Consider the following 26,345-nt stretch of genomic DNA (forward strand, 5'->3'; position numbering starts at 1 on the left):
ACCTTCAGGCCCGCGAGGGCAAGCGGTAGTCTGACAATCCCTTGGTGCGGGCCCGTCGGGCCCCAGGTCGGAGGTGACGCGGGTGACGGACTCGACGCGAGACGAGCTGCTGGGTGCGTTGGGTGAGCACATCATCTCCGTGTTTCCGAGGCTGCAGCGCGAGGTGACGCTGCCGCACACCGGTCTGACCCACGTGACGCCGGCCGAGGCCGATGTGCTGCGCGCGGTGCTGCTTGAGCCGGGTTCGTCGGTCACGCAGATCGCCAGGAGCATCGGCCAGCAGCGCAGCAACACCAGTACCCGTATCGCCAACCTGGTCGAGGGCGGGCTCGTCGAGAAGCGCGTCGAGCCCGGTGATGGGCGGGAGGTGCGGGTGTACCCAACGATGGAAGCCCATCACAATCTCGACGGGTTCCGCGGCGTCTGGTCGGGCGTGCTCGCCGAGGCATCGACCGCGAGTGACGAGGAGCTTGCGGTCGCCGCGAAGGTGCTCGGTGAGATGTCCGACGGGCTCGCGAAATGGCGCGCGGCCTTTCGTGCGGACTGACGGCATCCCGTCGCCGATTGACGGCGTTCACGGGCGCCCGTACGATCGGTTTCGTCTGATTGACAGACAAAATGACGGCAAGGAGGCCTCATGACCGAGCGAACGATGACCGCCGCCGTGCTGCGCGAGACCGGCGTGCCCTTCTCGATCGAAGCGGTCGAAATGTTCGACCCGGCCCCCGGGCGCGTCATCGTGCGCACGCACGCGAGCCCGTTCTGCGTGACCGACGTGCACAACTGGTCGGGCGCCCTCGCGAAGATTCCCCCGACAATCCTCGGCCACGCTTCGATCGGCGAGGTCGTCGAGGTCGGGCCGAGCGTCACGCGCGTCCGCGTCGGACAGCGCGCGGTCGTGCCAGGAACGCCCGAGTGCGGCACCTGCTACTACTGCGCGATCGGCGAGCCGTGGCAGTGCGGCGAGCTGTTCGACCTGAACGGGGTGTACCCCGACATCGCCAAGGGCGAGGACGGTGCGCCGATCTCGTGCGCCGGGAACGTGGGTGGATACGCCGAGCTCATGAATGTGTCACAGAATCAGACGTTCCCCATCGAGTCCGACCTGCCGTCCGAGGTGCTGTCGATGCTCGGCTGCGGCATCACGACCGGCGTCGGCGCGGTCGTGAACGTCGCGCAACTCCAGGCTGGCGAGAGCGTCGCCATCTTCGGCGCGGGTCAGCTGGGGCTGTGGATGCTGCAGGGGGCTCGCCTGCGCGACGCCGCGTTCGTCGCGGTCGTGGAGCCGGATGCCACGCGTCGGGTCGCCGCGGAACGTCTCGGTGCCGACGTGGTCATCGACCCGGCGGCCGAAGACCACACTGAGGTACTGCGCCGGCTGACCGATGGACGCGGCGTCGATGTCGCGCTCGAGGCCACGAACTCGGTGAGCGGGCAGCGCGACGCCCTGTTGTCCTCGCGCCGCGGCGGCCGCATCGTCGTGACGGGTTTCGAGCGCGGCGACTCCGAGGTCACGCTTCCGCAGACGTTCCTCACGCTCCAGAGTCGCCAGGTCCGCTCGGCGCAGAACGGCAACGTGCGCATGTTCCGCGACCTCGAGCGGTTCACGCGTCTGCTTGAGCGCGGCAAGCTGACGCCCGAGGGCATCATGACGCGCACGTACGCGGTCGACGAAATCGATGCGGCGCGTGACGCCGCCGCCTCGCACGACGACATCTGCGGCATCATCGCGTTTCCCCACTGAGTTGCGCGGCGGGCGGTTCCCCGGGCCCGGTCCGCTGCGGCATCCGTGTCTCCCCGTTCCGCGGGTGGGCGCTGGCGCCCGCGACACGCCCGGGCGCCCTCCGGCGGCCCGCGGGTGGGCAGTTGTGCCCGGATTGGCACGCCAATCCGGGCACAATCGACCACCAGGCGAGTGCTGCGACGACAACCGGGCGTGTCGGGACGCGCACGACTTCTGCTCGGTCGACGTGAGACCCCGACAGGTGCTCCCACCACTCCGCCGGAACGCGGCACGGCAGTTCTTCGGGGGTGTGCGGTCAGTGCCTATTCCTGCGCGAGCAGCTCGCGAAGCACGGCCGACGCGTCCTCGTGCATGTGCCGCGCGCACACGATGTGCGCGGCGCGGCCGTCGCGCTGCCGCATGATCGGCATGATGAGCCGGTGCGTCTGGGCGGCGACTCGGTACCGCTCGGCCTGGAACCCGGGGGCGAGGTCGCGGCTCCGGTACATGGCGAGCATCGCGTGCTGCACCTCGACGGCGCTCGCGAGCGCCCAGCTGCCGGCGCCCTCGTGCAGCACGCGGTAGAAGTCGTCGAGGTGCCGGCGCGTCGCAGCGAGGTTGTCGGCGTGCACGATCGTGTGCTCGAACGCGCCGACGGCATCCGCGAACGCCTCCATCTGCGCATTCGTCGAGAGCTCGGTGAACCGGCGCACGAGCATGGGCTCGAGCTGTGAGCGCAGCGTGAGCAGCATCTTGACCTCGTCGAGGTCGATCGCCGTGACCGTCGCCCCTCGGCCGGACGACCGGGTCACGAGCCCGAGCCGAGCCAGCTCCTGCAGTGTGGCGCGCACGGTCGGCCGCGAGACGGCGTACTGATCGGCCAGCGAGTTCTCGCCGAGACGCTCGCCGGGCTGGAACCTGCCCGCCTCGAGATCGATGCGAAGCTGCGCCGTGAAGCTCACGAACAACGTGGGCCGGGCTGCGTCGGTCATGACCGACCTCCTCGGCGTCGAGTCGGGATGGATGCCATTGTCGCCTGTCGCCTGTCGCCTGTCGCCTGTCGCCTGTCGCCTGTCGCCTGTCGCCTGTCGCCTGTCGCCTGTCGCCTGTCGCGTGTCGGGTGCCGCCCATCGTGACGCCTCATTCGTCGGCTCCTCGAAGAGCGGGATGTCGCGTCGGCTCCTCGGGGGTGGGGGGCGCACGCCGCGGCGAGCGACTACACGGCGCGGTACTGCGTGCGCGCGTAGTCGCTGTACGGCGCTGGTAGCACCGTCGCGCGAACCGTCGTCTGCCGGTGCGCCGGCAGGTGCGGGCGCGTCGACCCCTCGGGCTCGCCCCACGTGATGGTGACCTGGGTGCCGGTGCCGGCGTGCGCCTCGTCGACCATTCCGATCGACAGCACCCTGCGATCGGGTCCGAGGAAGCCTGTGTCGAGCGAGAACCCGGCCGGCGCCCCGTCCGGGCCGGTCACGGTGTCGTAGGTGAAGCGGGCCGCGCGCGACTTGGGCACGTCGACGAACCGCGCCGGCAGGCGACCGTCGTCGGTGAACTGCGAGCGGTAGATGTCGGCGACGTCGTCGCCGTTCCACGCGAACGTAACCTTCCGCAGTCCCGGGCGCTCGGCAATCCGCTCCAGCGCATCCCGACCCACAAAGTCGTGGTCGAACCGCACGACCTTGCCGTACCCGATGTCGTACGGCGTGACGTAGTAGTCGCTGATCGAGTCCGACTCGAAGCTCCCGGCGAGCGAGCCGAGGTGCCCCGCCGGCAGCCACTCGCGGTAGCCCTGCAGCGCTGGCAGGTCGTACACGGCCGGCACGGGGAGCGATATCCACGCCGACTCGAGCGTGAGCGTCGTGTAAGCCCGGTAGCCGACCCGCCCCATGCCGAACGGCTCCCCGGCCTCGGTGAGGGCGTCGCGCACGGCTTCGGCATCTGCCCATGGGCCCCAGAACTCGAAGCCGGCCGCCCCCGCCATGCCGTGTTTGAGGGTGCCGACGCGACGGCCGGCGATGCTGACGCTGCCCATCTGGAAGAACCGCAGCGCAGGCAGCTCGCCGTCGATCGCGCAGCGGACGATGTCGTCGGCCGCAGGCCCCTGCACCTCGTAGCGGTACAGGCGGGGTGACCCCCGGCGCACCCACGAGTTGTCGTCCCACGTGTGCGTGACGTCGTAGTCACCGGTCTCGATGTTGTAGAGCACCCACGCGAGGCAGGTGGGCAGGCCCACGAGGTCGAAGGTGCCGTTCTCGAGGTGGAAGAGGATCGCATCGCCGATCAGGTGGCCATCGGGCGCCGCCGCCACGAACTGCTTGGCCTTGCCCGGCCCGAAGTTCGCAAACGAGTTGACCCCGAGTTCGCTGAAGAGCCGAAGCGCGTCGGGCCCTTCCACGAACAGGTCGACCATGTGGTGTGACTGATCGAGGAATGCGGCCGTCTCGCGCCAGAGATACTGCTCGTGCTGCCAGTTCGTCTGCTCCCACTGCAGGAACGACATGGCCGGGAACGGCGCGCCGCGCAGTGCGGTCACCGGGTTGCCGGCGGCCGCGATGACATCGGCGACCGAGCCGGCCGCGGCTCCCAGGTCCGCGGGCGTGGAGGGGGTGGTGTGCGTCATCGGTGACGGCTCCTTCGAGAGGCCCGGCGAGCTGGCGTTCGCGCCGGGGCGGACGGGTGAACGGCGCGGACGCCGTGTGTGCGGTCGCGCGGCGCGACGCACGTCGATCGGGTCGAGGCTAGGCGCGGTCCGCGCCGGCACCCCGCGATCACGCTGTATTGTCAGACAACAGCTCGGCGGCGCCGGCCGGCCCCTCGGGCACGACCAGCCCGGTGATGTCGTCGAGCGCGAGCGAGCGTCGCGCGGCGAGGTCGAGCTCGTCGAGCGAGTACGCGTGCGAAACGATGCCTTGGGTGTCGATCTCGCCGCGTTCGAGCATCCCGAGCCAGCGCGGCAGGTCGCGGCGCGGCGTGAGCTGGCCGTTCTGGCAGCCGAGCACGCGCTTGCCGTGGACCGTCATGGCGAGCTGGGGGAGCGTCAGCACGGCATGCGCCGAGTGCGCCACCCCCGTGAGCACGATCGTGCCGGCCCGCCGGGCCGCCTCGACGGCCTGCCTGGCCACGTACTCGGGCCCCGCCGCCTCGATCACGGCATCGGCCCCGCGTCCCCCGGTGAGATCGCGAACCACCTCGACGGCGTTGTCGTCACCGGCGTCGATGACGTGGGATGCCCCCATCGTCAGCGCGCGTGCGCGGCGGCCGGGGTGCACGTCGATGCCGATGACTCGCGCCGCGCCAGCGCTTGCCGCGGCCTGCACCGCGAAGAGCCCGAGGTGGCCGAGGCCGAACACGGCGACGGACTGGCCCGGCCGCACCTCGGCGATGTACTCGACGGCGCCGTACGCGGTCGACACACCGCAGCCGGTCAGTGCCGCCGTCTCGAACGGCAGACCGTCCGGGAGCGCGTGCACCTGCGACGCCGAGACCAGCGCGTGGGTCGCGTACGCGCCGACTCCGCCCGCGGCGCGAACCTCGCGCCCGTCGTCGAGGCGCGCGACGGTGGGGTCGCCGCTGTCGAGAAGGATCGAGCACTGATCGGGCCGCCCGATGCCGCAGTAGAAGCAGTCGTCGCACTGGGGCGTTCCCGCGACGAGCACGCGCTTGCCGGCAGCGGCATCGACGCCATCGCCGGCGCGTTCGACCGTGCCGACGAGCGTGTGCCCGAGCACGACCGGCGGGCGCTTGCCGCGCATCGCTCGCCATCCCATCCAGTCGGTCGAGCAGAACGGGGCAGCGGCGACGCGCACGAGCACCTCGCCGGGGCCGGGGTCGTCGAACGTGAGCGGAAGGTGGGCGAACGGCGCCGCGAAGCCGTCCAGCACTGCCGCGATCGCGCGCACCGGCATCAGGCGCCGCCGTTCTCGCCCCGGATGAGGTGGGCGACCTGGCTGCGGACGTGGATGAAGTCGTCGTGCTCCCGGCTCGAGATCTGATCGCGCGGCTCGGGCAGCGTGACGCGGACGTCATCGAGCAGATGCGCCGGTGATTTCGAGAGCACGAGCACGCGGTCGGCGAGGTACACGGCCTCGTCGATGTCGTGCGTCACGACGAGCACCGTGATGCCGAACTGCTCGCGGATGCGCAGCACGAGGTCTTCTAGGCCGGCGCGCGTTTGTGCGTCGAGCGATGCGAAGGGCTCGTCCATCAGGAGCAGGCGCGGGCGCGAGGCGAGTGCGCGCGCGATGGCGACGCGCTGCTGCATGCCTCCCGACAACTGCCACGGGTGGCGCGTCGACGCCGTCGCGAGCCCGACCGCCTCAAGCGACTCTGCGACGAGCCGATCGCGCTCGGTGCGCTCCTTCACGACGCCCTTGAGGGGGAACGCGACGTTGCGCTCGACCGTGAGCCACGGCAACAGCGAGCGACCGTAGTCCTGGAACACCATCGCCATGCCCTCAGGCACGCCGTCGACGTCCGCGCCCCCGATGCGAACGGTGCCCTCCGTGGGCTTCATGAGACCGGAGAGGATGCGCAGGAGCGTGGTCTTGCCGGCGCCGGAGGGGCCGACGATCGATCCGAGCTCGCGCTCGCCAAGCGAGAAATTAAGATCGCTGATCGCCCGGTGCGCGGTGTCGCCCTGGCCGTAGATGTGCGTGACGTGCTCGACTTCGAGCAAGGCCGTCGTCGTGGTCGTCATGGTGGTGCCTTTCGCGGCGTCGTGATCGGACATGGGCGTTCGCGTGTGCGTCATCGTTCACGCGACAGTCGGTGCCAGCGGAGCACGCGCCCCTCGATGCCCTCGAGGGCCGCGTTCATGAGGAGTCCCAGGATCGCCAGCACGAGCATCCATACCCACATGTCCAGCAGCAGAAAGCGGCCCTGCGCTTGGATGAGCTGGTAACCGATGCCGTTGGTCGCGACCATGAACTCCGACACGATCGCGAGCAGCAGCGCGGCCGTGCTCGCGATGCGCAGGCCGGCGAAGATCGTCGGCATGGATGCCGGGAGCACGATGCCGAGCACCTGCCGCCATCGGGCGACGCGGAAGACCTGGCCCATGTCGAGCGTGGTCTTGTGGATGCTCGCGACGCCTGATGCGGTGTTGATGAGCACGAACCACGAGCATCCGTAGGCGATGAACAGCACGCGCATGTCGTCACCGCCGCCGAACAGCACGATGAACAGCGGCAGGACGGCCGTTGCCGGGATCGAGCGCAGAAACTCGACGACCGGGGTGACGACCTCGCGCGTCGCGCGGCTGAGGCCGAGCCAGACGCCGACGACGACGCCCCAGAGCGAGCCGAGGGCGAAGCCGAGCAGCATACGGGTGACGCTCGGGAGCAGGTCGCTCGTGACGGGGCTGGCCGGGCCCGTCGACGTCAGCAGGGTGCCGAGCCGCTGCAGGATCGCGAGCGGTGTGGGGAAGAACGTCGACTGGAACACCATTGTGGCCACCTGCCACAACGCGACGACGACCACGAGCGGGACGACGACGTAGCCGACGGATGCGAGGGTGCGGCGCGTGCGGTCGCCCGGCGCCTCGGTGGCGGGCGACCGCGTCTCCAACTGGGTCATGCTGCCGCCTCCTGACGGTCGGCCCATCCGAAGTAGCGGCGCTCGGCCCAGCCGATGCCGAGGTTGATGAGCAGCCCGATGACGCCAGCCATGAGCGTGCCCGCGTAGACGTCGAGGACCGCGTCGCCCGCGGCTCGTGCGCGCGAGATGAACGCGCCGATGCCGTCGGCGCCGCCGGCAACGAGTTCCACCGTGACGACGACGATGAGTGCGATCGACGAGGCGACGCGGATGCCGGTGACGATGAACGGTGCCGAGCTCGGGATCACGACGCGGCGGATCACCGCCCCGCGCGTGAGTCCGAACGATCGCGCCATGTGCTTCGCGACGGGATCGACGTCATGCACGCCATACATGGTGTTGAACAGGATCGGCCAGACGGCGGCGAAGACCACGACGATGAGCTTCATCTCGATGCCGGAACCGACCGCGAGCACGACGAGGGGGATGAGCGCGACCGGCGGCACCGGGCGCATGAGCTCGACCAGCGTGCGCGATGAGCGATAGACGGGCTGCGAGAGCCCGAAGATCGTGCCGATCGGCACCGCGATGACGATGGCGATCGCGAGGCCGAGCGCGTAGGTGCCGACCGTGGCGCCCACGTGCATCAGGAACGCGGGCCGCGCGAGCAGGCCGACGGCGTTGACGACCACTTCGGAGAACGGCGGCAGGAACGCCGGGTTGACGATGCCGAGGCGCGAGACGATCTCGATCACCGCCGCGAGGCCGAGCACACCGACGAGCCCCCGGAGGAGCCTGCGGGTCTTTCGCCTGGGCGCCGATGCCCGTGTCGCCGCGAGCGCCGCGGCCTTGGTGGTCGTCGTGACTTCGACCATCAGCAGTCGTCGGGAATCGGGAGCGCGTACTGCGTCAGATCCATCTCGCTGTCGAGGTAGCCCGTCTCGTAGTACAGGTCGGCGTTGCGCTGGAGCTCATCGAGTCGAAGGGTGGGCTCGTAATCGACCGGCACGTCCGCGGCGATCGCCTCGGGGCCCATGCCGAGCACCTCCGAGAGGAACTGTTCGTAGAGATCGCGGTTGTCGATGAGCTCCTGCGTGGCTCGGCTGAGCGCGCACTGCAGCGCGGCCGTCGTGTTGGGGTTCTGCGAGATGAAGTCGTTCGACATGATGAAGCCCGATTCGGCCATGCCCAGGTACGGCTCGTCGCCGTAGTCGAACACGACGTGGGCGCCGAGCTCGTCGACCGAGGTCTGCAGGGCGGTACCAACCGCGCTCGAGGCGTCAACGGTGCCCTGTTCGAGCGCGGCCGGTACCTCGCCGTACGGCAACTCGACGAAGTTGACCGACTCGGGGTCGAGGCCGAGCTCCATCAGCTGGTCCTTGATCTTGACCGCGTGACTGCTGTTGAGCGACAGCACGTTGACGGTCTTGCCCGGCAGGTCGGCGACCGATTCGATGCCGGAGTCGGGCAGCGCGATCAGCATCGCCGCGTCCGGGCTCGACGCGTAGGCCTCGGCAACGATCGAGAGCGGCAGATTCTGATTGATGGCATCGATGACGCCGAAGTACGAGGCGATCGACGCCGCGGCCTCGCCCGAGACGACCGCGGTCGTCGAGATGGCGCTGCTGTCGACCCACATGGGCTCGATCGTGAGCCCGTACTCGGCTGCGATGCCGCTCTCCTGCGCCGCCCACGCGGCGGCGGGCCCGGGCCCCATGATTCCGGCGACCGAGACCTCCGTGACCTCGGGCGCGTGCGGGTCGCCGGCCTCGAGGTCGGCGGTCGTGCCGCCGCCGCTGCCGCAACCGGTGAGCGTGAGCAGCGCCACACCGGCCGCCGCGAGTGCCGTCGACGCGGCACGGGACGATGCCGCCTGGAGAACTGTCGTTCGCATGATGAGCCTCCTCGTTGAGCGCTAACTTGTATGACAGTAGGACATCATGGGGGTCGGGTGTCAATAGCCCGCTGTCAGACCAGTGCTTGACCACAGGTGCGTATATGTACTAGACACAATTCGTAGAGCAACGTCACCGACGACGGGAGTCCCCCATGACCACCTCAGCGCCGAACCTGGTCCAGACGGGCGACAACGGCGTCCCCGGATCGCCGGAGGCCGAACCGACCGCGGAAGAGATGATCGCCCGCGCGCGGTCGCTCCGTCCTCGACTCCGCGAGTTGCAGGAGCACCACACTGCGCTCGGCACGTATTCGCAGGAAATCCACGAGGCCTTCGCCAAGCTGCGCCTGTATGACATTCTGCGGCCAAAGCGCTACGGAGGTCTCGAACTCGGCCTCGAGACGTTCTTCCGCGTCGTGACCGAGATTGCCAGGGCCGACCCGGGGGTCGGGTGGTCGTTCGAACTCGGTGCGAGCCACGCGTATCAGTTCTCGTCGTTCTTCCCGGAGCGGGCGCAGGAGGAAGCGTTCCGGTCTGCACCATTCGTTTCGGCCTCGCGGACGTTCGCCCTCAAATCGGAGGTCGAGCGGGTCGAGGGCGGCTGGCGTGTGAGCGGGCGATGGGACTACGCATCTGGATGCACGTGGTCGACCCACTTCATGCCGACCGGCACCTTCATCGACGAGGACGGCACGCGCACCGAACTGATGTTCATCGTGCCGCGATCCGACTTCGAGATCCAGGACGACTGGGGCGGAGACGCGACCATCGGCATGAGCGCGTCGAGCTCGAACTCGATCGAGATTCACGACGCGTTCGTGCCCGAGTACAACGCCGTCGTCTACAACTTCAAGGACTACGAGTGGGGCACCGACGGCACGCCCGGATACCGGCTGCATGGCAACCCCATGTATCTGGGTCGTACGCTCACGTTCTTCATTGCGGGACTCGTGGTCACGCAGACCGGCGCCGCGCTCGCGGCGCTCGACGAGTACGAGCGGCTGCTTGAGCGCAACTCGAGCTTCCCGCCCCGCGTACCGCGCGTCGAATCCCCCGAGTACCAGATGTGGTACGGGCAGATCATGTCCGCGGCCGAGGCGGCGACCGAACTGCACCTCGCGAGCGTGCGATCCCTCGAGCAGCGATACGCCGCATGGGCTGCGGGCGGACCCGAGGTGACGGTCGAGGATGACGCGCGGCTGCGCGGGCAGGTCCTCCAGGCCGGCAAACTCGCTGAGCAGGCCGTCAGCATCGCGTTCAGCACCGCTGGCACGTCGTCGGCCGGGAAGGCCGGCGCTCGGCTCGGCAAGTACTACCGAGACTGCGCGATGTACCGCACGCACATCGGGTCGCAGTACGACATGCTCTTCGCCTCGCAAGCACGGGTTGCCCTCGGGCAGCCCCTCACGATGTAGACGGACCTGCCGTGCGGGCCGTCGGGCCCGCAACTTCTCTTTCCGAGGAAGCGTCAAGCGCGCAAAATAGGGCCAGGCCTCCGTGCGCTGCGACCTTCCGTCACATGGCGGTAGTTGTACGACAAAGGGTCGTCCGCCGCCTACTATCAGCTCATGAGCACTCCTCGGGCAGCCACGATCACCCTCGACTCGACGTCGCTGGCACGCGTCTCGGCACCGCTCCGGGAACAGGTGATCGACGTGCTCACCCAGGCGATCATCGAGAACCGCCTGCGCGCGGGGCAGCGGCTGGTCGAGCGCGAGCTCGTCGAGTCGCTCGGCGTCTCGCGCACGACAGTCCGCGAAGCGCTGCGCGAACTCGCGACGCAAGGGCTCGTCGACGTCGTGCCGCAGCGCGGCGCTGTCGTGGCGTCGCCGACGTATGACGAGGCGCGCGATCTCTACGAGGTGCGCGCCTCCCTCGAGTCGCTGATCGTCGCGCGGTTCGTCGAGAAGGCGGATGACGAGCAGGTGGCGCGGCTCGAGGCCGCGGTCGAGACGTTCGCGGCGAGTGTCGATGCCGGCGACGGTGTCGTCGGTGTGCTCGCGTCGAAGGACGAGTTCTACGAGGTGCTGCTCGAAGGGGCGGGCAGCAGCGTCTTCAAGGAACTCGTTGCTCGCCTGCAGCTGCGCGTGCACGTGCTGCGGGCCAGAAGCCTCTCCGCGGCTGGTCGTTCGCACGCGACGGTCGGCGAGCTCCGGGCCATCGTCGGGGCGGTGCGCCGTCGCGACGCGGCATCGGCCGCCAACCTCACGTCAGCGCACATCCGCGCCGCTGCGCACACTGCCCTGGACCATCTGAAGCCCAAGACGAGCGCCCCCCTCACCGTGGCCCGCTGAGTAGCCGCGCGCGGGGTGCCCCCGGCGGGTGTGTCCGAGATCAGTGTCCTGTGCGCCGTGGCGGTGCCAGCGCCTCGACGTCCGTGCCTGCCGGGAGTCATGGGTGTTCGACAGGAATGACGAATCTCGACCCCGTCGTGCTTCATCAATCGTTCGTCCGGTGCGCGGCGGGTGCGTCGCGGGCATGCCGCCCGTCGCTTGCTCAGCCGCCCGCCTGCGCCCGCTCCGCCCGGATCCGCTCCCGCAGCGCGGCGGTCGCCGCCTCGTCGACGGCCACGTCTTCCGGGTACTCGCGCGCGTCGCCCGTGACGACGACGCCGTAGAACCGCGCCGCGCCCTCGATGGTGACGTACTCGTCGCGCACGTCGCGGCGCACGAGCTGCGGGTCCCGCTCGAGCGGGTTGCCCCAGCCTCCGGCGCCGTTGGTGATGTACCGCAGCACCGACTGCGGCGCCGAGTTCGTGCCGCTCGCGAACGGGTAGTGGTACTCGCCGTCGGGCGTCGGGGCGTTCGTCTCGGGGTCGATGACGCCGGCCCATGGCTCGGCGTGCCCGAACGAGCCGGGTCCCCGGCCGGGATCGCGCGGCGCCCCGTCGGTGCCCGGCGGGTAGATCCACACGCCGCCGTTGACGCCGCTTCCGCCGCCGTTCACGCCGAAGCCCGTCTCGCCCCGGCGCCGGAGCTCGATGAGCGAGTGCCCGGCCGCGTCGAGCCAGAGCGTGTCGCGCAGCACCGCATTGCCGCCGCGGAAGACGCCCGGCCCCGCCGTGTCCGGCACCGGCTCGTGGCGCAGCATGATCACCGGCACCTCACGCTCGATCGACTCCACGGCGGGGACCACACCGTTCGCGAGGTACGACATCGCCTGCGAGTCGGCGTCGCCGTGGCGGTTCGCCCCGAACGGCCCGACCTCGCCGCCGCACTGCATCGCCGAGACCCACGGCAGGCCGTCGCGCACGCCGAAGGCGGTGTGCAGGTTCGTGCCCGCGCGGTCACCTGCGATCGCCCCCTCGCCGAGCGGGCCCTCGAGAGCTTGCAGCACGGTCGCGAGCACGACCTGACTCTGCTCGAAGTACAGGAACACGGCCCCGTCCGGCGGCAGCGCGTGCACGACGCTGCCCTCGGGGATCAGCAGATCGATGTGGCGAAAGAGCCCCGAATTGAAGCGGCCGCGGGGGTCGAGGTTGTACTTGAGTGCGACGCCGACGGCGGTTTTCACATCCCACGCGGTTGCGTTGACGGCGGTGCGCGCCTGCCGGTGCGTGCCCGAGAAATCGACCTCGATGCGGGGGCCGCGCTTCGTGATCGTGACGTGGACGGGGTACTCCTCCGAGGCGTCCACCCCGTCGACGTCAATACCGAGCTCGGCCTCCCACGTGCCGTCGGGCAACTGCTCGAGCCCCAGCGCGATCTGCTCGGCCGACACGTCGCAGACGTAGCGCATCGCCCCGTGGAACGCCGCGAGCCCGTAGCGGTCGACCGACTCGTGCACGAGGCGCTCACCGAGCTCGAGCCCTGCGCAGATCGTGAGCATGTCGGGCTTGAGCACCTCGGCCATGCGGACGTTGTCGAAGATGACGTTCCACGACTCGGGAACGGGTTCGCCCTCGCTCATGAGCAGGCGTGGCGAGAGCACGAGCCCGTTCTCGTAGACGTTGGCCTTGGTCGCGCTAAAGCCGCCGGGAACGGTGCCGCCCATGTCGAGTTGATGCGCGTTGAGAGTGACGTAGGCGGCGATCGCATCGTCGCGGAACACGGGGCGAACGAACACGAGGTCGTTGTTGTGGTTGCCCGTGCGGTACGGGTCGTTGGCGATGAGCACGTCGCCGGGCCGCAGCCGCGCCTCGCCGAACTCCCGCACCATATTCGGCACGGCGTCGATCGTCGTGCCCGCCATGAGCACGATGCCGTTGGATGCCGCGGGGACGCAGAAGTCGAGCGACGATGGCCCGGAGATGGTGGACCCGAAGTCGAAGACGTCGCGCAGGATGGGCGAGAACGCCCCTTCGAGCAGGCGGACGCTCATGTGCTCGACGAGGTAGTCGAAGCGGTTGGCGAGCACCGTGGCGGTGTACCGGTCGCAGTGGTAGCGCCCCAGGAACTCGTCTTCGTCGAGATCGCGGATGCGCGCGGGCGCGAGCCGCGGGTCGGTGGCGGTCATGCGTCGTCCTTCGTGATGATGATCTCTCCGCAGCCGCCGATGACGGCGCGCTGGCCGGCGACGACGTACGTGGTCGAGAGGTCTTCGCGGATCACGGCCGGTCCGGTGATGCGGGCACCCGGGCGCAGTTCCGAGCGCGCGAACCACTCGGCGTCGATCGCGCCGTCGCCGCCGGCGTCACGACCCGGACGGGATGCGGCGGTCGCCACGTGCTCGAGCCGAACGGTGCCCGAGGGCACCGGCGTGTAGGGGGCCGGGTCCGGGACTGGCTCGTACGCGACCTTCTCGGCCGGCACGATGATCTCGACCCGGTAGGTGACTCCCTCGACGGGGATCTGCTCGAACCGCTGTGCGTTGCGGGCCTCGTACACGTCATGGAACGCCGTCACGAGGGCACCGATCGACTCGGGGCTGATGGTGCCATCCGGCACGGGCACGAACGGGGTCTCCCAGCCCTGGCCGACGAGCCGCCCGTCGAGCGTTCGCCGCACGGTGACGCCGTCGACGCTTGCGGCCTCGCCGATCTGCTCGCGAAGCCGCTGCTCCATGCGCGCGAAAACCTCGTCGATCTCGGCCGCGCTCGATTCGCCCAGCACGACGTAGGCGCTCTCGCTCGCGCTGTACACCTCATCGGCCGACACGAGGCCGAGCGCCGAGAACAGCCCGGGGTGCGGGGGCACGATGACCTCTCGGAGTGGAAGCACGTCGAGCGCGGCCGGGAGGAGCATCCCGCCGGCCGCCCCGTAGGCCATGAGCGAGAAGTCGCGCACGTCGGCGCCGTGCCGCACCGCGACGTTGAGGATCTCCTCGGCCATGTGCGACACCGCGAGGCGGTAGGTGCTGCGAATGCGTTCGTCGACCGGCAGCGGCGTGTCGAGCGACTCGAAGGCGCGGACCGCCGCCCCGCGGTCGAGGGTGAACTCGCCGCCGGCGAACCCGGCCGGGTCGATGACGCCCATGAGCAGTACGGCGTCGGTCACGGTCGGCCGGGTGCCGCCGCGGGCGTAGCAGGCCGGCCCCGGGTCGGCACCCGCGCTGCCTGGGCCGACGGCGATGCCGCCGCCCGCCGACACCGACACGAGGCTGCCGCCACCGGCGCCGACGCTCGACACCTCGGTCGAGAGGGCGTTGATGACGAGGTCGTGCTCGATCTCGAACGTGTTCTGCACGAACGGTCTGCCGCCCACGATCATCGAGACGTCGGTCGAGGTGCCGCCGACGTCGGCGCAGATGAGGTCGGCACGGCCGATCGCGGCGCCGAGGTGCTGACTCGAGACCGTGCCGGCGGCCGGGCCGGCGAACAGGATGCGGTAGGGGCGCGCGAGGGCCTCGCGCCACGGCAGTAGATTGGCGGCGCAGTCGGCGTAGCGCAGCTCGCCCCCGAAGCCGAGGCCCGTGAGCCCGTCGTGGAGCGACGACGAGTAGTCGTCGAACAGCAGCTTCATGATGACGTCGATGACCGTCGTCGAGGCGCGCTCGTACTCCTTGGCGAGCGGCGAGGTCATGGAGGAGATCGAGACGCGCACCTCCGGCCCGAGCACCTCGCGGGTCAGCTCGGCCAGCCGCTCCTCGTGTGACGGGTTGATGTAGGCGTTGATGAGGCAGATCGCGACACCTTCCACGCCGCAGCGAGCGAGCACCTCGAGCTCGTGCCTGGCCTGCCGCTCGTCGAGCTCGATGAAGGCTGAGCCGTCACTGCGCATGCGCTCGACGATGCCGCGGCGGAGATAGCGCGGCACGAGGGGCCGTCCCATGTCGCCGAACGAGCGGCGCCATGACGGGTCGGTCTGCGCGGCGAGGGGGCGCTGCACCGTGCCGCGGTCGAGGATGTCTCGGAACCCGTCGGTCGCGAGAAACCCGATCTTGGGGAGGCGCCGTTCGAGCACGGCGTTGAGCCCCATGGTGCTCGCGTGGTTGAAGGTCGGGGCGTCGCGCACGCCGAGGCGTCGGGCACCCTCGACGACCGACCCCGACGGGTCATGGCGGTCGGAGGGCACCTTCGTGACCCGGATCCGGCCGTTCTCGATCGACACCACGTCGGTGAAGGTGCCACCGACATCGACTCCGAACATGCGTGTTCCTTTCTGCCTCGCGCAGCGGGCCGGGGACGGCACGCAGGGTGCCGCCGGGTCGTGTCAGACGGTCGTGCCGAGCGGCACGTACGAGCCGAGCGCGGGGGAGGGCGTGCGGCGCAGGGAGTGCAGACAGTCCTGACACTTCACCACGTACCACCAGCCACCTTCGCTCAGCACGCGATAGGCGCGGATGCTCGTCGACGCGCAGGCGTCACAGGTCGCCTCGACGGGGTCGCGCGTGACCGTGAGGCGCTCAGCGGTGGGGCGGGGAAAGGTGTGCACGGGTCGTTCCTCCTTGAACGGCGTTCGTCCCTTGAACGGGGCCGACGAACCACAGTTGTCGGACAATTGACGAGATTGGCATGATAATCCGGTCGAGGCAACCTCGGGTCTGACCGACAGTCGCAGGTTGCGAGTCGCTGGACGGCGCCGACGCGTTCTCGTTTGACGCGCCTCCGCCGTCGGCATATTCTTGGCAGCGTCCGCACAGCGGATGATTGTCCGAAGGGGGATTTGCGTGGTCGATGACGACACGACGCCGGCCGGGCCCGACCCGGTCAGCACGCCAACCGGTCCGTTGGCGGGCCTGCTGATCGCCGACTTCTCGAGAGTGCTCGCCGGGCCGTTCGCGACCCAGATCCTCGGCGATCTCGGCGCCGAGGTGATTAAGGTCGAGGCTCCCGTCGGCGACGAGACGCGCGGCTGGCGGCCGCCCGAGCGCGACGGCACGTCGACGTACTACCTCGGCATCAACCGCAACAAGCGCGACATCGTGCTCGACTTCCGCGACGACGACGACCGCGTGCTCGCGCAGGAGCTCGCGCGCCGAGCCGACGTCGTCATCGAGAACTTCAAGCCGGGCGGCCTTGCGAAGTTCGGCCTCGACTACGACTCGGTCGCCGAATCCAACCCGTCCGTCGTCTACGCCTCGATCAGCGGCTTCGGGAGCGCAGGCGGTGCGAGCCTGCCGGGCTACGACCTCATCGTGCAGGCCATGTCGGGGCTCATGAGTCTCACCGGCGACCCAGACGGGCCCGCCTACCGGTCGGGTGTCTCGGTCTTCGACATCATGACGGGGCTCCAGAGCGTCATCGGCATCCTCGCCGCCCTCCGCCACCGCGACGCGACGGGCGACGGCCAGCACGTCGAGGTCAACCTGCTGTCGACCGCGCTCGCGGGCATGGCGAACCACTCGTCGACCTACGTTGCGGGCGGCGAGGTGCCGATGCGCATGGGCAACGCGCATCCGAGCCTCTTCCCCTACGAGCCGCTGCCGGCAGCCGACGGCGAGATCCTCGTGGTGGCCGCCAACGATCGGCAGTTCCAGGCGCTCGTGACGGCGCTCGGTCGACCGGAGCTCCTTGATGACGAGCGATTCGCGACCACCGACGGCCGCAACGTCAACAGGGCCGAGCTGCGGCCGATGCTCGTCGAGGCGCTCGGCACCGCGACGGTCGACGAGTGGTTCGAGCGACTCACCGAGGCGGGTATCGCCTGTGGGCCGGTGCAGACCATCGACGGGGGCGTGAAGCTCGCCGAGCGACTCGGCCTCGAGCCGATCATCACGGTCGGCGAGGGCGAGCGGGCCGTGCCGATGATCCGCAATGCCATCTCTTTCTCCAAGACGCAGCCGCAGTACCGCCTGCCCCCGCCGCTTCTCGGGGAGCACGCCGATGAACTTCGCGCGTGGCTCAGCGAGCCAGCGCCGGCTCGAGGGCAGACCAGCGAGACCACTGCCGCCCGCGGGGCGCACGCAGCGAAGGGACACGCATGACCACCGAATCGACCGGCCAGGCCCGCTCGTACCCCACCGGCATTGGCACCTCGACGACCGACCGCATCGAGCTGCTCGGCCTCGACCTCGCCGACGACGTGCTCGGCCAGGTCAGCTTCGGCGAGCTCGCCTACTGGCTCGCCACGAAGCGCCGGCCGACGCCCGGCCAGCTGCGCGTCTTCGAGGCCGCGCTCGTCTCGCTCGCCGACCACGGCTACACCCCGACCGCCATCGCGGCGCGCATGACCTACTATTCCGCGCCCGACTCGATCCAGGGCGCCATCGCATCCGGACTCCTCGGTGGCGGCAGCCGCTTCCTCGGCGTCACAGAAGACACGGGCCAGTTCCTCGCCGGCATCGTTCAGGGCCTCGGCGACGACCCTCCGAGTACCGAAGACGGGTGGGATGCCGTTGCCCGCGAGGCCGTCTCGGCAGCGAAGTCCGACGGCCGCAAGGTGCCGGGCATCGGTCACCCCGTGCACAAGCACGGCGATCCGCGCACGCCGGTCATGTTCCGCATCGCGCGAGAAGCCGAGGTCTTCGGGCCTCACCTGGCGCTGTTCGAAGCCATCGGGAGGGTGCACCCGGAAGTGCTCGGCCGCACCCTCCCGCTCAACGGCGCGGGCGTCGCGGGGGCCGCCCTCGCCGACGCAGGGCTGCCGCTCGGCCTGCTGCGCGGCTTCGCGCTGCTCGCGCGCACGGCCGGCCTCATCGGCCACCTCGCCGAGGAGCAGCAGAACCCCGTCGGCCCCGCGATCTACGCCGAGGTCGACCGCAACGCCACCTACGTCGCGCCCGAGCAATAGCTCGCCCGGACGCCAACGCCATCACGCAAAGGAGCGAACGACACCATGGCGACCCTCTCAGCGGTGCTCGCAACCACGCACCACCCGTTCTTCTACAAGGCAACTGAGCTCACGCCGCCAGAAGAGCAGATCCCCGATGCGCCCGAGTGGAAGCAGCGGGTCGAGTCGTACCGCGAAACCTTGACGGCGGCCGAGCCCGAGCTGCTCGTCATGGTCGGCTCTGACCACTTCCACCAGTTCTTCTACGACAACTACCCGACGTTCCTCATCGGGAAGCAGCCCCGCTATGACGCGACCTTCTACAACGAGGAACGCGAGTTCAGCATCCCGACGTTCCAGCTCGAGGGGCACGAAGAGTTGTCGGGCTACCTGCTGCAGGGACTCATGGATCGCGGCTTCGACTTCTCGGTGTCGCACGAGCTCAAGATCGACCACTCGATCATCTGCCCGATCATCACGACGCGGCCGCAGGCCGACCTGCCGATCGTGCCGATCTACACCAACATCTTCGCGCCGCCGCTGCCGAGTCCCAAGCGCTTTTACGACCTCGGTCGCGCTATCCGCGAGGTCATCGATGAGTACCCCTCCGACAAGCGCATCGCCGCCATCGGCACGGGCCATCTCTCGCTCGAGCTCGGCGGCCCGCGCATGTTCGAGGAGCACGGCCCCGACCCGGAGTGGGATGTGCAGGCGATCGACTGGCTCGCACACGGCGACATCGAGGCGATCCTCGAGAACGTCACGTGGGAATCGATGTCGACCACGGGCAACGCGACGCCCGGCTTCCTCGATCTCGTGCTCATGCTCGGCATCGCGGGCCCAGAGAAGGCCGACTACATCGACGACCTTGACCTGTTCCACACGCGCGAGATGTACATGACCTGGTACCCCGCCGGCGACCCGCGACCGGCCTCGGGGCGTAAGCACGATCTGCGACGGGAGACCCCGGCATGAGCAAGTACGCCGTCAACAAGTTCCTCTTCCAGGTCGACCGCGACCCGGGGCTGCTCGCCGCCTACAAGGCCGACCCGGAGGCCATGGTCGCGCGGTGGGAGCGCGACTACGCCCCGTACCTCGGCGCGTGGAACCAGACCGTCGAGCGCTCGACGGTCGTGCAGCTCACCGACGACGAGCGCCGAGCGCTCGTCGAGCACGACTACGTGGCGCTGTTCGAAATGGGCGCGCACTACTTCCTCACGCTGACGATCTTCATCGGCATCTACGAGGAGGACTACGTGGCGAGAGTCGGTCCGCTCAGCTTCCAGAAGGAATACCGCGAGAAGCTCGCGCACTGGATCGGCAGGCCGTACCCGAGCGTTGCGCTCTGACGCGACCCCGCATCCCACCTCACCCCCGCGATTTGGAGTCAATGATGACCACCCCTGAACTTCCCAAGGCCGGACAGCCGATCGTGCTGCGCGGCGGCATCGTGCTCACGATGGACGACGCCAAGACGGCGATGCGCGACGCCGACGTGCTCGTGATCGATGGAAAGATCGCCGGCGTCGGGCCGCAGCTCGAGGTGCCGGAGGGCACGTACGAGATCGACGCCTCCGGCGGCATCATCATGCCGGGCATGATCGACTCGCACCGGCACATGTGGCAGACCGCCATGCGCGCCTACGGCGCCGACTGGACGCTGACGCAGTACTTCGTGTGGTACTACCTCGAGCACGGCAAGGCGTTCCGCCCGGAGGACTACTGGGCGGGCAATGCGCTCTCGACCCTCGACGCCATCGAATCGGGCATCACGACAACGGTCGACTGGTCGCACGGGCTCCAGTCGGTCGAGCACGCCGAGGCCGCGATCGACGCCCTTGTGACCTCGCCCGGTCGCTACGTCATGGGCTTCGGCAACATCTTCGCCGGGCCGTGGGAGTGGACCGCGGACCCGGCCTACCGCGCCCTGTTCGAGTCGTCGATCGACGACTCACGTCTCGCCGGCGTGCAACTGGCCTTCGATGTCACGGGCGATCCGACATTCCCCGAGAAGGCCGCCTTCGAGGTGGCCCGCGATCTCGGCGTGACCGTCACGACGCACGCGGGCGTCTGGGGCGCGACGAACGATGACAGCATCCGTCTCATGCACGAGCACGGGTTTATGACGCCCGGCACCGTCTACGTTCACGCCGCGACCCTCAGCGACGACTCGTACCAGCGCATCGCCGCGACCGGTGGCATCGCCTCGTTGTCCACCGAGAGCGAGCAGAGCTGCGGTCAGGGCTACCCGCCCTCGCACGCCCTTCGCGAGCACAACATCCCGATCTCGCTCTCGGTCGACACGAGCGTCTGGTTCAGCGCCGACCTCTTCGCGGCCATGCGCACGACCCTCGGCGCAGACCGCTCCTGGGAGCACCTCAATGCTCATGAGAAGGGCGACACCATCACGAACTCGTACCTGCGTGCGCAGCACGTCGTCGAGTGGGCCACGCGGGGCGGCGCGAAGGCGATTGGCCGCGAACACGACCTCGGCTCGCTCGAAGTCGGCAAGCTCGCCGACATCGTGCTCGTGAAGAACGACGCCTCGCCGACCATGACGCCGATCATCAATCCCTACGGACATCTCGCCATGCAGGCCGGTCGCGGCGATGTGCACACGGTGCTGGTCGGTGGCGAGATCAAGAAGTACGACGGCAAGCTGGTCTCGGGCGACCTCGCGAAGGTGCGCACCGCGATCGAGGACACCGTCGAGCACCTGCGCTCGACACTCGGCGAGGAGACGTGGGACACCGACATGAATCCGGACATCCCGGAGCCGCGCGTACTCGACAACCCGTACATGTACACCGACTATCGCTCGGACTCGACGCACGAGGCGTACGAGACGCCGGCTCCGCGCGGCACTGCATAGCGAGCACCCGGTCGCACGCTGACGCCCCGAGGTCATCGCCTCGGGGCGCAGTCGTGACCGAATCGTTGGTCTTTCCGTGCACAACTCCTCGGCGCCGGGCGCTCGGCATGATTGTCTACATCGTGCGCCCGTCCCAACGCGAGGGGGTCGGCCGCATCGATCCAGCACTTCGGGGCGCCACCGAGGGAGCGGAGGCCGGCAAGGAGGCTCGCATGGCACGTATATCGGCATCGGATCGCCGAACCACGCTCGTCGCGGCGACCGTGCGCCTCATCGCGCGCGAGGGCCTTGCCGCGTCAAGCACCCGCGCCATCGCCGCGGAGGCGGACATGCCGCTGTCGACCCTGCACTACGTGTTCGAGTCGCGCGAGCAGCTGATAGAACTCGCCGTTCGCAACATCGCCGCCGACTTCCGCATGCGCCTCGATCTCGACGCGATCGACTTCAGCTCGGTCGAGTCGAGCATCCGCACCGCCTTCGGCCAGCGCCTCCACTACGCCCGCGAGCACCGAGACATGACGCTCGCGGCCTACGAGGTGCACGCGTACGCCGCCCGGACCCACGAGCTCGCGGGGCTCGGCGTCGCGCGCTGGTCGGAAGACCTGCTGTTCATCCGGTTCCTGCTCGATCTGCTCCAGGTGCGCACCCGCGTACGGTTGACGATCGACAGCGAAGTGCTGGCGTCGATGCTGCTCGTCACGATCGAGGGCATCATGTTCACCTGGGTCAAGACGAATGATGACCGGGCGGTGTGGTTGGGCGTCGACGCGATCGTGACGCTGATCGAGTCGAACCTCGAGCCGCTTGCCGACGGCGAAGAGCCCTCGACCGAGCTCATGGGGTCGCGCTTGGTGGAGGAACTCTTCTCGGGCGACGACTCGCTGGGCGCCGCAGGCGGCCTGCAGCGCGAGCCGACAGAATAGAAGCGCAGCGGCGACCGCCGCGGTACGACCTGGAGGCAGATTCCTGTGGCATCGACCTGGACCAACTGGGCACGCACCGCGCGCGCGACGCCCACTCGCATCGAGCGGCCCGACACCTCTGCAGACCTGGCCGCCGCCGTGCGCAAGACCGTCGATTCTGGCGAGCGCGTGCGCGCCGTCGGCGGCGGCATGAGCACGTCCGGCATCGCCGCCGCTCCCGAGGTCCTCATCGACACGCGGGGCTTGCGCGGCCTGCGCCGCATCGATCGCGAGGCCGGCACCGCCACCTTCGGAGCGGGCACGAGCGCCGCCGAGGCGGTGGCGCTCCTCGAGACCGAGGGACTCTCGCTCAGCAACGCCACGAGCAATTCCGGGGCGACGCTCGCCGGTTCGGCGGCAACCGGCTCGCAGGGTTCGAGTCTTCGCCTGCCGTCAGCCCCGAGCCAGCTCGTCGAGGTCGAGCTCGTCTCGGGCACGGGCGAGGTCCTGCGCGTCGGCGAGCGGAAGAACGCCGAGCTGTGGCCCGCCGTGCGCCTGAGCCTCGGCGCGCTCGGCATCATGAGCGAGGTCACGGTGCGTACGGCGCCGTCGCATCGGGTTTCGATCGACGAGTACACGGGGTCGATGACGAGCACGCTCGACAGCATCGTGCGCATGGCGCACCAGGTCGACACGCTCTCGGTCAGCTGGCTCCCGCACACGAGTCGTGTCACCGTGCGCACCGCTGTGCGCGAGATCGGCGCCGGGTACGACGAACCGGGGCCGGGCAGGCTCGTCCGTGGAGTCGGGCGCGCCTGCGCGGGGCTGCGCGTCGGGCTCGCCAAGTCCTTCCCGCAGGCCGTGCCCGCCATGAATCGCGCGCAGTCCTCACTCGCGCACGATCGGTCCGAGGTCACCGGGCCCGCCGGCGCAATGGCCGCGACCCCGCCGCTGCCGCGCGCGAGCATGGCGTACACGTTCCCGCTCGACCGCACCCCGGAACTGCTGCCCGCGGTCGACGAGCTCATCCGCCGCAATCGCTTCAACGTGCCCTCGGCCGTGCAGCTCACGTTCTCGCCGGGCGACGACGCGTACCTTTCGGCCTCGTACAACGCGCCGACCGCCACGGTGTGGCTTGAGATGCCGACGCGCATCGACCCGCGCCCCTACTTTCACGCCGCCGAGGCCATGTTCCTCGATGGCGGCGGATTGCCGCACTGGGGCACATTTCACACGGTGCGCGCGGCCGAGTTCGCCCACGTGATGCCGCGGTTCGGCGATTTCCGTTCCGCCAGGCATCGGCTCGACCCCGATCACCGGTTCAGCAACGCCTACGTCCGCCGCGTCCTGGGGGAGTAGCCGCGCTCGGTCAGCGATCGCTCGGCGGGTCGTCCCGACGCAGCCACGGGAAGTCGCGCCAGCGCACCACGCCGGCGTTCCGGAGCAGCCACACCGCGACGAACGCCGCCACGACCCCGCTCGCGCCACCGATGGCGAGCGCACCCCGCGGCCCAATCAGCTCGACGAGCCACCCCATGAGCGGCGCGCCGACGGGCGTGCCGCCGAGCAGGATCGCCATGTACAGCGCCATGACGCGCCCACGCATCGACGGGTCGGTGCTGCCCTGCACGAGCGCGTTCGCCGTCGTCATGCTCGAGAGGGCCGTGAAGCCGACGGGGATGAGCGCGAGGGCGAAGAGCCAGAAACTCGGCGCGACCGCCGCGAGCCCGCAGGCGAGGCCGAAGAAGGCGAGCGACGCGATGAAGATGCGAAATCGCGGCCGGTCGCGCCGTGCCGCCAGGAGCGCGCCGCCGAGCGAGCCGACGGCGATCACCGAATTGAGCAGACCGAACCCGTCGGCATCCTGCCCGAACTCGATCGTGGCCATCGTCGCGGTGAACACGGGGAAGTTCATGCCGAAGGTGCTCAGTAGGAAGATGGCAACCATGACCGCGACGATGTCGGGACGCCCGGCCACATATCGCAGTCCGGCGCGAAGCTGGCCGCGCCCGCGGGGCACGAGCGGCGGCGATCGCAGCTCGGAGGCGCGCATCGCGGCGAGCGCCCAGAGCGTCGCCGCGAACGTGAGGGCGTTGAGCAGGAAAACCGGCCCCGAACCGATCACGACGGTCAGTACGCCCGCGAGCGCCGGGCCGATGAGCCGCGCGCCGTTGAATGACGTCGAGTTGAGCGCGACGGCATTCGACAGGTTGCCGGGCTCGACGAGCTCCGAGACAAACGCCTGCCTGGCCGGGGCATCGAACGACGCGGCGACCCCGAGCAGCAGGGCGAACGCCATCACGTGCCAGAGCTCGGCGAGCCCGAGCGTCACGATGAGGCCGAGCGCGAGGGCGAGCGCCCCCATCGTCAGTTGGGTCATCGCCAGGAGGCGGCGCTTCGGCATCCGGTCGGCCAGCACGCCCGCGAACGGCGCGAAGACCAGTTGCGGCGCGAACTGCAGCCCCGTCACGATGCCGAGCGCCGTCGCGTCGTGATCGGTGAGTTCGGTCAGGACGATCCACGACTGCGCTGTGCGCTGCATCCACGTGCCGATGTTGGACGCGAGGGAGCCAGCGAACCAGACCCGATAATTCCATTCTGCGAGGGAACGGAACATCGACGTCACGCCTGCAACCTACTCGCATTTGGAATGGTGCGGATGCCCGCGCGGTTCCCTACCTGTGGCCCGCGCGTACAATTCGCTGTGGCTCCTCGATCCACTTGACGAAAGTTGCCCAACGCATGGCTCAGAAAGACCGCGATCACATCCGTCGGCTCCGGGAAGAAGCGAACGCGATTCGCAAGCAGGAGCAGGCGAAGCGCCGCCGGAACCGCATCCTGGCGCAGGTCGGCATCATCGGCGGCGCACTCGTCGTGATCGTGGCCGTCGTCGGCCTCGTCATCTTCGGGCCGCAGTGGTTCAACCCGCGCCCGGACTTCCAGGCGGCGGGAACCGTCGAGGTGGCCGACTCGGCCGGTGAGGCGGTCGAGCAGCCGATCTCGACGACCGAGCGCGGCATCCTCGTCGGCGCGACCGACGCCCCCGTGACGATCCAGTACTGGTACGACTACTCGTGCCCGCACTGCATCGACTACCACGCGCAGACGAATGGCATCTACCAGGACCTCATCGCGAGCGGCCAGGTGCAGGTCGAGTACATTCCGATCAACTACGTGGCGCCGTACGGCGCGCAGGCGGGCGCGGCGGTGCTCGCCGCCGTCCAGCACCAGCCCGAGCTGTACTTCACGATCAGTGACGCCCTGTTCTCGGTCCCCGCCGAGCAGCAGCAGTCGTGGGGCACCGGCGACTACGCCTCGATCGCGCCCACGCTCGGCGTGACCGACGAGCAGGCACTCGCCGACATCAACGAGGGCACGTACTTGCGGATCGTCAACGACTCCACGCGCGATGCGCGCGCGGACGGTGTCGAAGGCACCCCGTCGATCGGCGTGAACGGCACCATTCAGGCCGAGATCCCCGTCGGCGAGGACATCTACGCGCTCGTCAACGCGAACGGCGGAGATGTGACTCCGCCGACGACGGGTGGGGAGCCGGCAACCGAGTCCGACGGCGCCCCCGCCGCGTAGCGATGGCGGCATCTGTGGCAGACACGGGTCGTCCCGGCGTGGCCGGCGTCGACGAGCTCGACGACGACGCCGACCTGGCCGGGCAAAGCGGCGATGGCGCGGACGACGGGCTGCCGTGGCTGATCCGGGACGGGCGCAATCTCGCCTGGGCGCTGCTCGTCTTCGGCGGTGTCGGTCTCCTCGCGAGCTTCTTCCTCACGATCGAGTACCTGCACCGGTTGCGGGAGCCCACCGCCGCGCTTGTGTGCGACATCAATGTGTTCATGACGTGCGGGCCGGCGATGTCATCGTGGGCTGGAAGCATCCTCGGATTCCCCAACATCATCATCGGCCTCGTCGCCTTCGGCGTCACGGTCACGATCGCGATGGGCCTGTTCGCGCGGGCGCGCTTCGCCCGCTGGTTCTGGGTCGGATTCCAGGTCGGCCTCATCGGCGGGGCCGTGCTCATCACCTTCCTGCAGTGGTACAGCGGCTACGAGCTCGCGCGGCTCTGCCTGTGGTGCATGATCATCTGGGCCGCGACGATCCCGCTCGTCGCCCTCACGACGATCTTCAACCTCGCCCAGGGCAACCTGGGGCCGGGAGCCGTCCGCGCCGGCCGGGCGCTGGCCCCGTGGGCCGTGACGGTCGTCATCATCTGGTACCTCGCCGTCGCGGGGTTTGTGGTCGCCGGCATGTGGAACGTCATCGCGCTCTCGCTGATCTGAGCGACCGACGCAGCGAATGACGAACGGCACCGGAT

General features: G+C 69.4%; 24 protein-coding genes. 13 read left to right on the forward strand and 11 right to left on the reverse strand.

The features are described 5' to 3' along the window. Nucleotides 1–82 precede the first annotated feature (82 nt). Both F8O04_RS02570 and F8O04_RS02575 read left to right on the forward strand, forming a co-directional pair. Nucleotides 83–547 (forward strand): MarR family winged helix-turn-helix transcriptional regulator, encoded by a 465-nt coding sequence (locus F8O04_RS02570; RefSeq protein WP_188726312.1) that lies wholly within the window; start codon nt 83–85, stop codon nt 545–547. 90 nt (nt 548–637) lie between these two features. Next, nucleotides 638–1,744, forward strand: a complete 1,107-nt coding sequence (locus F8O04_RS02575) for an alcohol dehydrogenase catalytic domain-containing protein (RefSeq protein ID WP_225734830.1) — start codon at nt 638–640, stop codon at nt 1,742–1,744. 302 nt (nt 1,745–2,046) lie between these two features. Here F8O04_RS02575 and F8O04_RS02580 read toward each other — a convergent pair whose 3' ends face one another. The 7 genes from F8O04_RS02580 to F8O04_RS02610 form a co-directional block, all read right to left on the reverse strand. After that, nucleotides 2,047–2,715 carry a GntR family transcriptional regulator gene (locus F8O04_RS02580; protein WP_158027776.1) on the reverse strand — a complete coding sequence of 223 codons (669 nt, stop codon included), beginning with the start codon at nt 2,713–2,715 and terminating at the stop codon, nt 2,047–2,049. A 224-nt stretch (nt 2,716–2,939) separates the two neighbouring features. Further along, nucleotides 2,940–4,340, reverse strand: a complete 1,401-nt coding sequence (locus tag F8O04_RS02585; protein WP_158027777.1) for an aminomethyltransferase family protein — start codon at nt 4,338–4,340, stop codon at nt 2,940–2,942. A gap of 148 nt (nt 4,341–4,488) precedes the next feature. Beyond that, complete coding sequence (locus F8O04_RS02590) at nt 4,489–5,625, reverse strand: zinc-binding dehydrogenase (protein WP_158027778.1); 1,137 nt, start codon at nt 5,623–5,625, stop codon at nt 4,489–4,491. Continuing rightward, nucleotides 5,625–6,416 carry an ABC transporter ATP-binding protein gene (locus F8O04_RS02595; protein ID WP_158027779.1) on the reverse strand — a complete coding sequence of 264 codons (792 nt, stop codon included), beginning with the start codon at nt 6,414–6,416 and terminating at the stop codon, nt 5,625–5,627. The genes F8O04_RS02590 and F8O04_RS02595 overlap by 1 nt, the downstream gene beginning before the upstream one ends. 50 nt (nt 6,417–6,466) lie before the next feature. Continuing rightward, entirely contained in the window at nt 6,467–7,294 is an 828-nt protein-coding gene (locus tag F8O04_RS02600; RefSeq protein ID WP_188726311.1) for an ABC transporter permease, read from the reverse strand. Continuing rightward, nucleotides 7,291–8,130, reverse strand: coding sequence for an ABC transporter permease (locus F8O04_RS02605; protein ID WP_158027781.1), 840 nt, complete (start codon nt 8,128–8,130; stop codon nt 7,291–7,293). The genes F8O04_RS02600 and F8O04_RS02605 overlap by 4 nt, the downstream gene beginning before the upstream one ends. Further along, nucleotides 8,130–9,149 (reverse strand): ABC transporter substrate-binding protein, encoded by a 1,020-nt coding sequence (locus F8O04_RS02610; protein WP_158027782.1) that lies wholly within the window; start codon nt 9,147–9,149, stop codon nt 8,130–8,132. The genes F8O04_RS02605 and F8O04_RS02610 overlap by 1 nt, the downstream gene beginning before the upstream one ends. Nucleotides 9,150–9,304: 155 nt before the next feature. Between F8O04_RS02610 and F8O04_RS02615 the strand changes: the two genes are divergently transcribed. After that, complete coding sequence (locus tag F8O04_RS02615; RefSeq protein ID WP_225734832.1) at nt 9,305–10,567, forward strand: acyl-CoA dehydrogenase family protein; 1,263 nt, start codon at nt 9,305–9,307, stop codon at nt 10,565–10,567. A 153-nt stretch (nt 10,568–10,720) separates the two neighbouring features. Then, nucleotides 10,721–11,446, forward strand: a complete 726-nt coding sequence (locus tag F8O04_RS02620) for a GntR family transcriptional regulator (protein WP_158027783.1) — start codon at nt 10,721–10,723, stop codon at nt 11,444–11,446. A gap of 202 nt (nt 11,447–11,648) precedes the next feature. Here F8O04_RS02620 and F8O04_RS02625 read toward each other — a convergent pair whose 3' ends face one another. From F8O04_RS02625 to F8O04_RS02635, 3 genes are all read right to left on the reverse strand, one after another. Further along, nucleotides 11,649–13,607: a hydantoinase B/oxoprolinase family protein gene (locus F8O04_RS02625; RefSeq protein WP_158027784.1), complete on the reverse strand. Its 1,959-nt coding sequence runs from the start codon at nt 13,605–13,607 to the stop codon at nt 11,649–11,651. Next, entirely contained in the window at nt 13,604–15,679 is a 2,076-nt protein-coding gene (locus F8O04_RS02630; protein ID WP_158027785.1) for a hydantoinase/oxoprolinase family protein, read from the reverse strand. The genes F8O04_RS02625 and F8O04_RS02630 overlap by 4 nt, the downstream gene beginning before the upstream one ends. A 63-nt stretch (nt 15,680–15,742) precedes the next feature. Continuing rightward, on the reverse strand, nt 15,743–15,964 hold the full coding sequence (locus F8O04_RS02635; protein ID WP_158027786.1) for a hypothetical protein: 222 nt from the start codon (nt 15,962–15,964) through the stop codon (nt 15,743–15,745). Between the two features lie 235 nt (nt 15,965–16,199). On the opposite strand from F8O04_RS02635, the gene F8O04_RS02640 reads away from it, so the two are divergent. From F8O04_RS02640 to F8O04_RS02670, 7 genes are all read left to right on the forward strand, one after another. Next, complete coding sequence (locus tag F8O04_RS02640) at nt 16,200–17,456, forward strand: CaiB/BaiF CoA transferase family protein (RefSeq protein ID WP_225734833.1); 1,257 nt, start codon at nt 16,200–16,202, stop codon at nt 17,454–17,456. Further along, a complete protein-coding gene (locus tag F8O04_RS02645) occupies nt 17,453–18,262 on the forward strand; it encodes a citryl-CoA lyase (RefSeq protein ID WP_158027788.1) in 810 nt (269 codons plus the stop codon). Before F8O04_RS02640 ends, F8O04_RS02645 begins: the two co-directional genes overlap by 4 nt. Nucleotides 18,263–18,307: 45 nt before the next feature. Next, nucleotides 18,308–19,216, forward strand: coding sequence for a DODA-type extradiol aromatic ring-opening family dioxygenase (locus F8O04_RS02650; RefSeq protein ID WP_158027789.1), 909 nt, complete (start codon nt 18,308–18,310; stop codon nt 19,214–19,216). Then, a complete protein-coding gene (locus tag F8O04_RS02655; RefSeq protein ID WP_158027790.1) occupies nt 19,213–19,590 on the forward strand; it encodes a hypothetical protein in 378 nt (125 codons plus the stop codon). The genes F8O04_RS02650 and F8O04_RS02655 overlap by 4 nt, the downstream gene beginning before the upstream one ends. Before the next feature lie 44 nt (nt 19,591–19,634). Continuing rightward, complete coding sequence (locus F8O04_RS02660) at nt 19,635–21,113, forward strand: amidohydrolase family protein (RefSeq protein WP_158027791.1); 1,479 nt, start codon at nt 19,635–19,637, stop codon at nt 21,111–21,113. Nucleotides 21,114–21,325: 212 nt separating this feature from the next. Next, nucleotides 21,326–22,036, forward strand: a complete 711-nt coding sequence (locus F8O04_RS02665; RefSeq protein WP_188726310.1) for a TetR/AcrR family transcriptional regulator — start codon at nt 21,326–21,328, stop codon at nt 22,034–22,036. A 45-nt stretch (nt 22,037–22,081) separates the two neighbouring features. Further along, the gene (locus F8O04_RS02670) at nt 22,082–23,374 is read left to right on the forward strand and encodes a D-arabinono-1,4-lactone oxidase (protein ID WP_158027793.1); all 1,293 of its coding nucleotides are present in this window, start codon (nt 22,082–22,084) and stop codon (nt 23,372–23,374) included. Between the two features lie 10 nt (nt 23,375–23,384). On the opposite strand, the gene F8O04_RS02675 is transcribed toward F8O04_RS02670, so the two are convergent. Next, nucleotides 23,385–24,632 (reverse strand): MFS transporter, encoded by a 1,248-nt coding sequence (locus F8O04_RS02675; RefSeq protein ID WP_188726459.1) that lies wholly within the window; start codon nt 24,630–24,632, stop codon nt 23,385–23,387. A gap of 125 nt (nt 24,633–24,757) precedes the next feature. Between F8O04_RS02675 and F8O04_RS02680 the strand changes: the two genes are divergently transcribed. Both F8O04_RS02680 and F8O04_RS02685 read left to right on the forward strand, forming a co-directional pair. Beyond that, entirely contained in the window at nt 24,758–25,603 is an 846-nt protein-coding gene (locus F8O04_RS02680) for a DsbA family protein (protein ID WP_158027795.1), read from the forward strand. Between the two features lie 14 nt (nt 25,604–25,617). Then, the gene (locus tag F8O04_RS02685) at nt 25,618–26,310 is read left to right on the forward strand and encodes a vitamin K epoxide reductase family protein (RefSeq protein ID WP_188726309.1); all 693 of its coding nucleotides are present in this window, start codon (nt 25,618–25,620) and stop codon (nt 26,308–26,310) included. Nucleotides 26,311–26,345 lie beyond the last annotated feature (35 nt).

This window comes from Pseudoclavibacter endophyticus, from assembly GCF_008831085.1.
GTDB classification, from domain to species: domain Bacteria; phylum Actinomycetota; class Actinomycetes; order Actinomycetales; family Microbacteriaceae; genus Pseudoclavibacter; species Pseudoclavibacter endophyticus.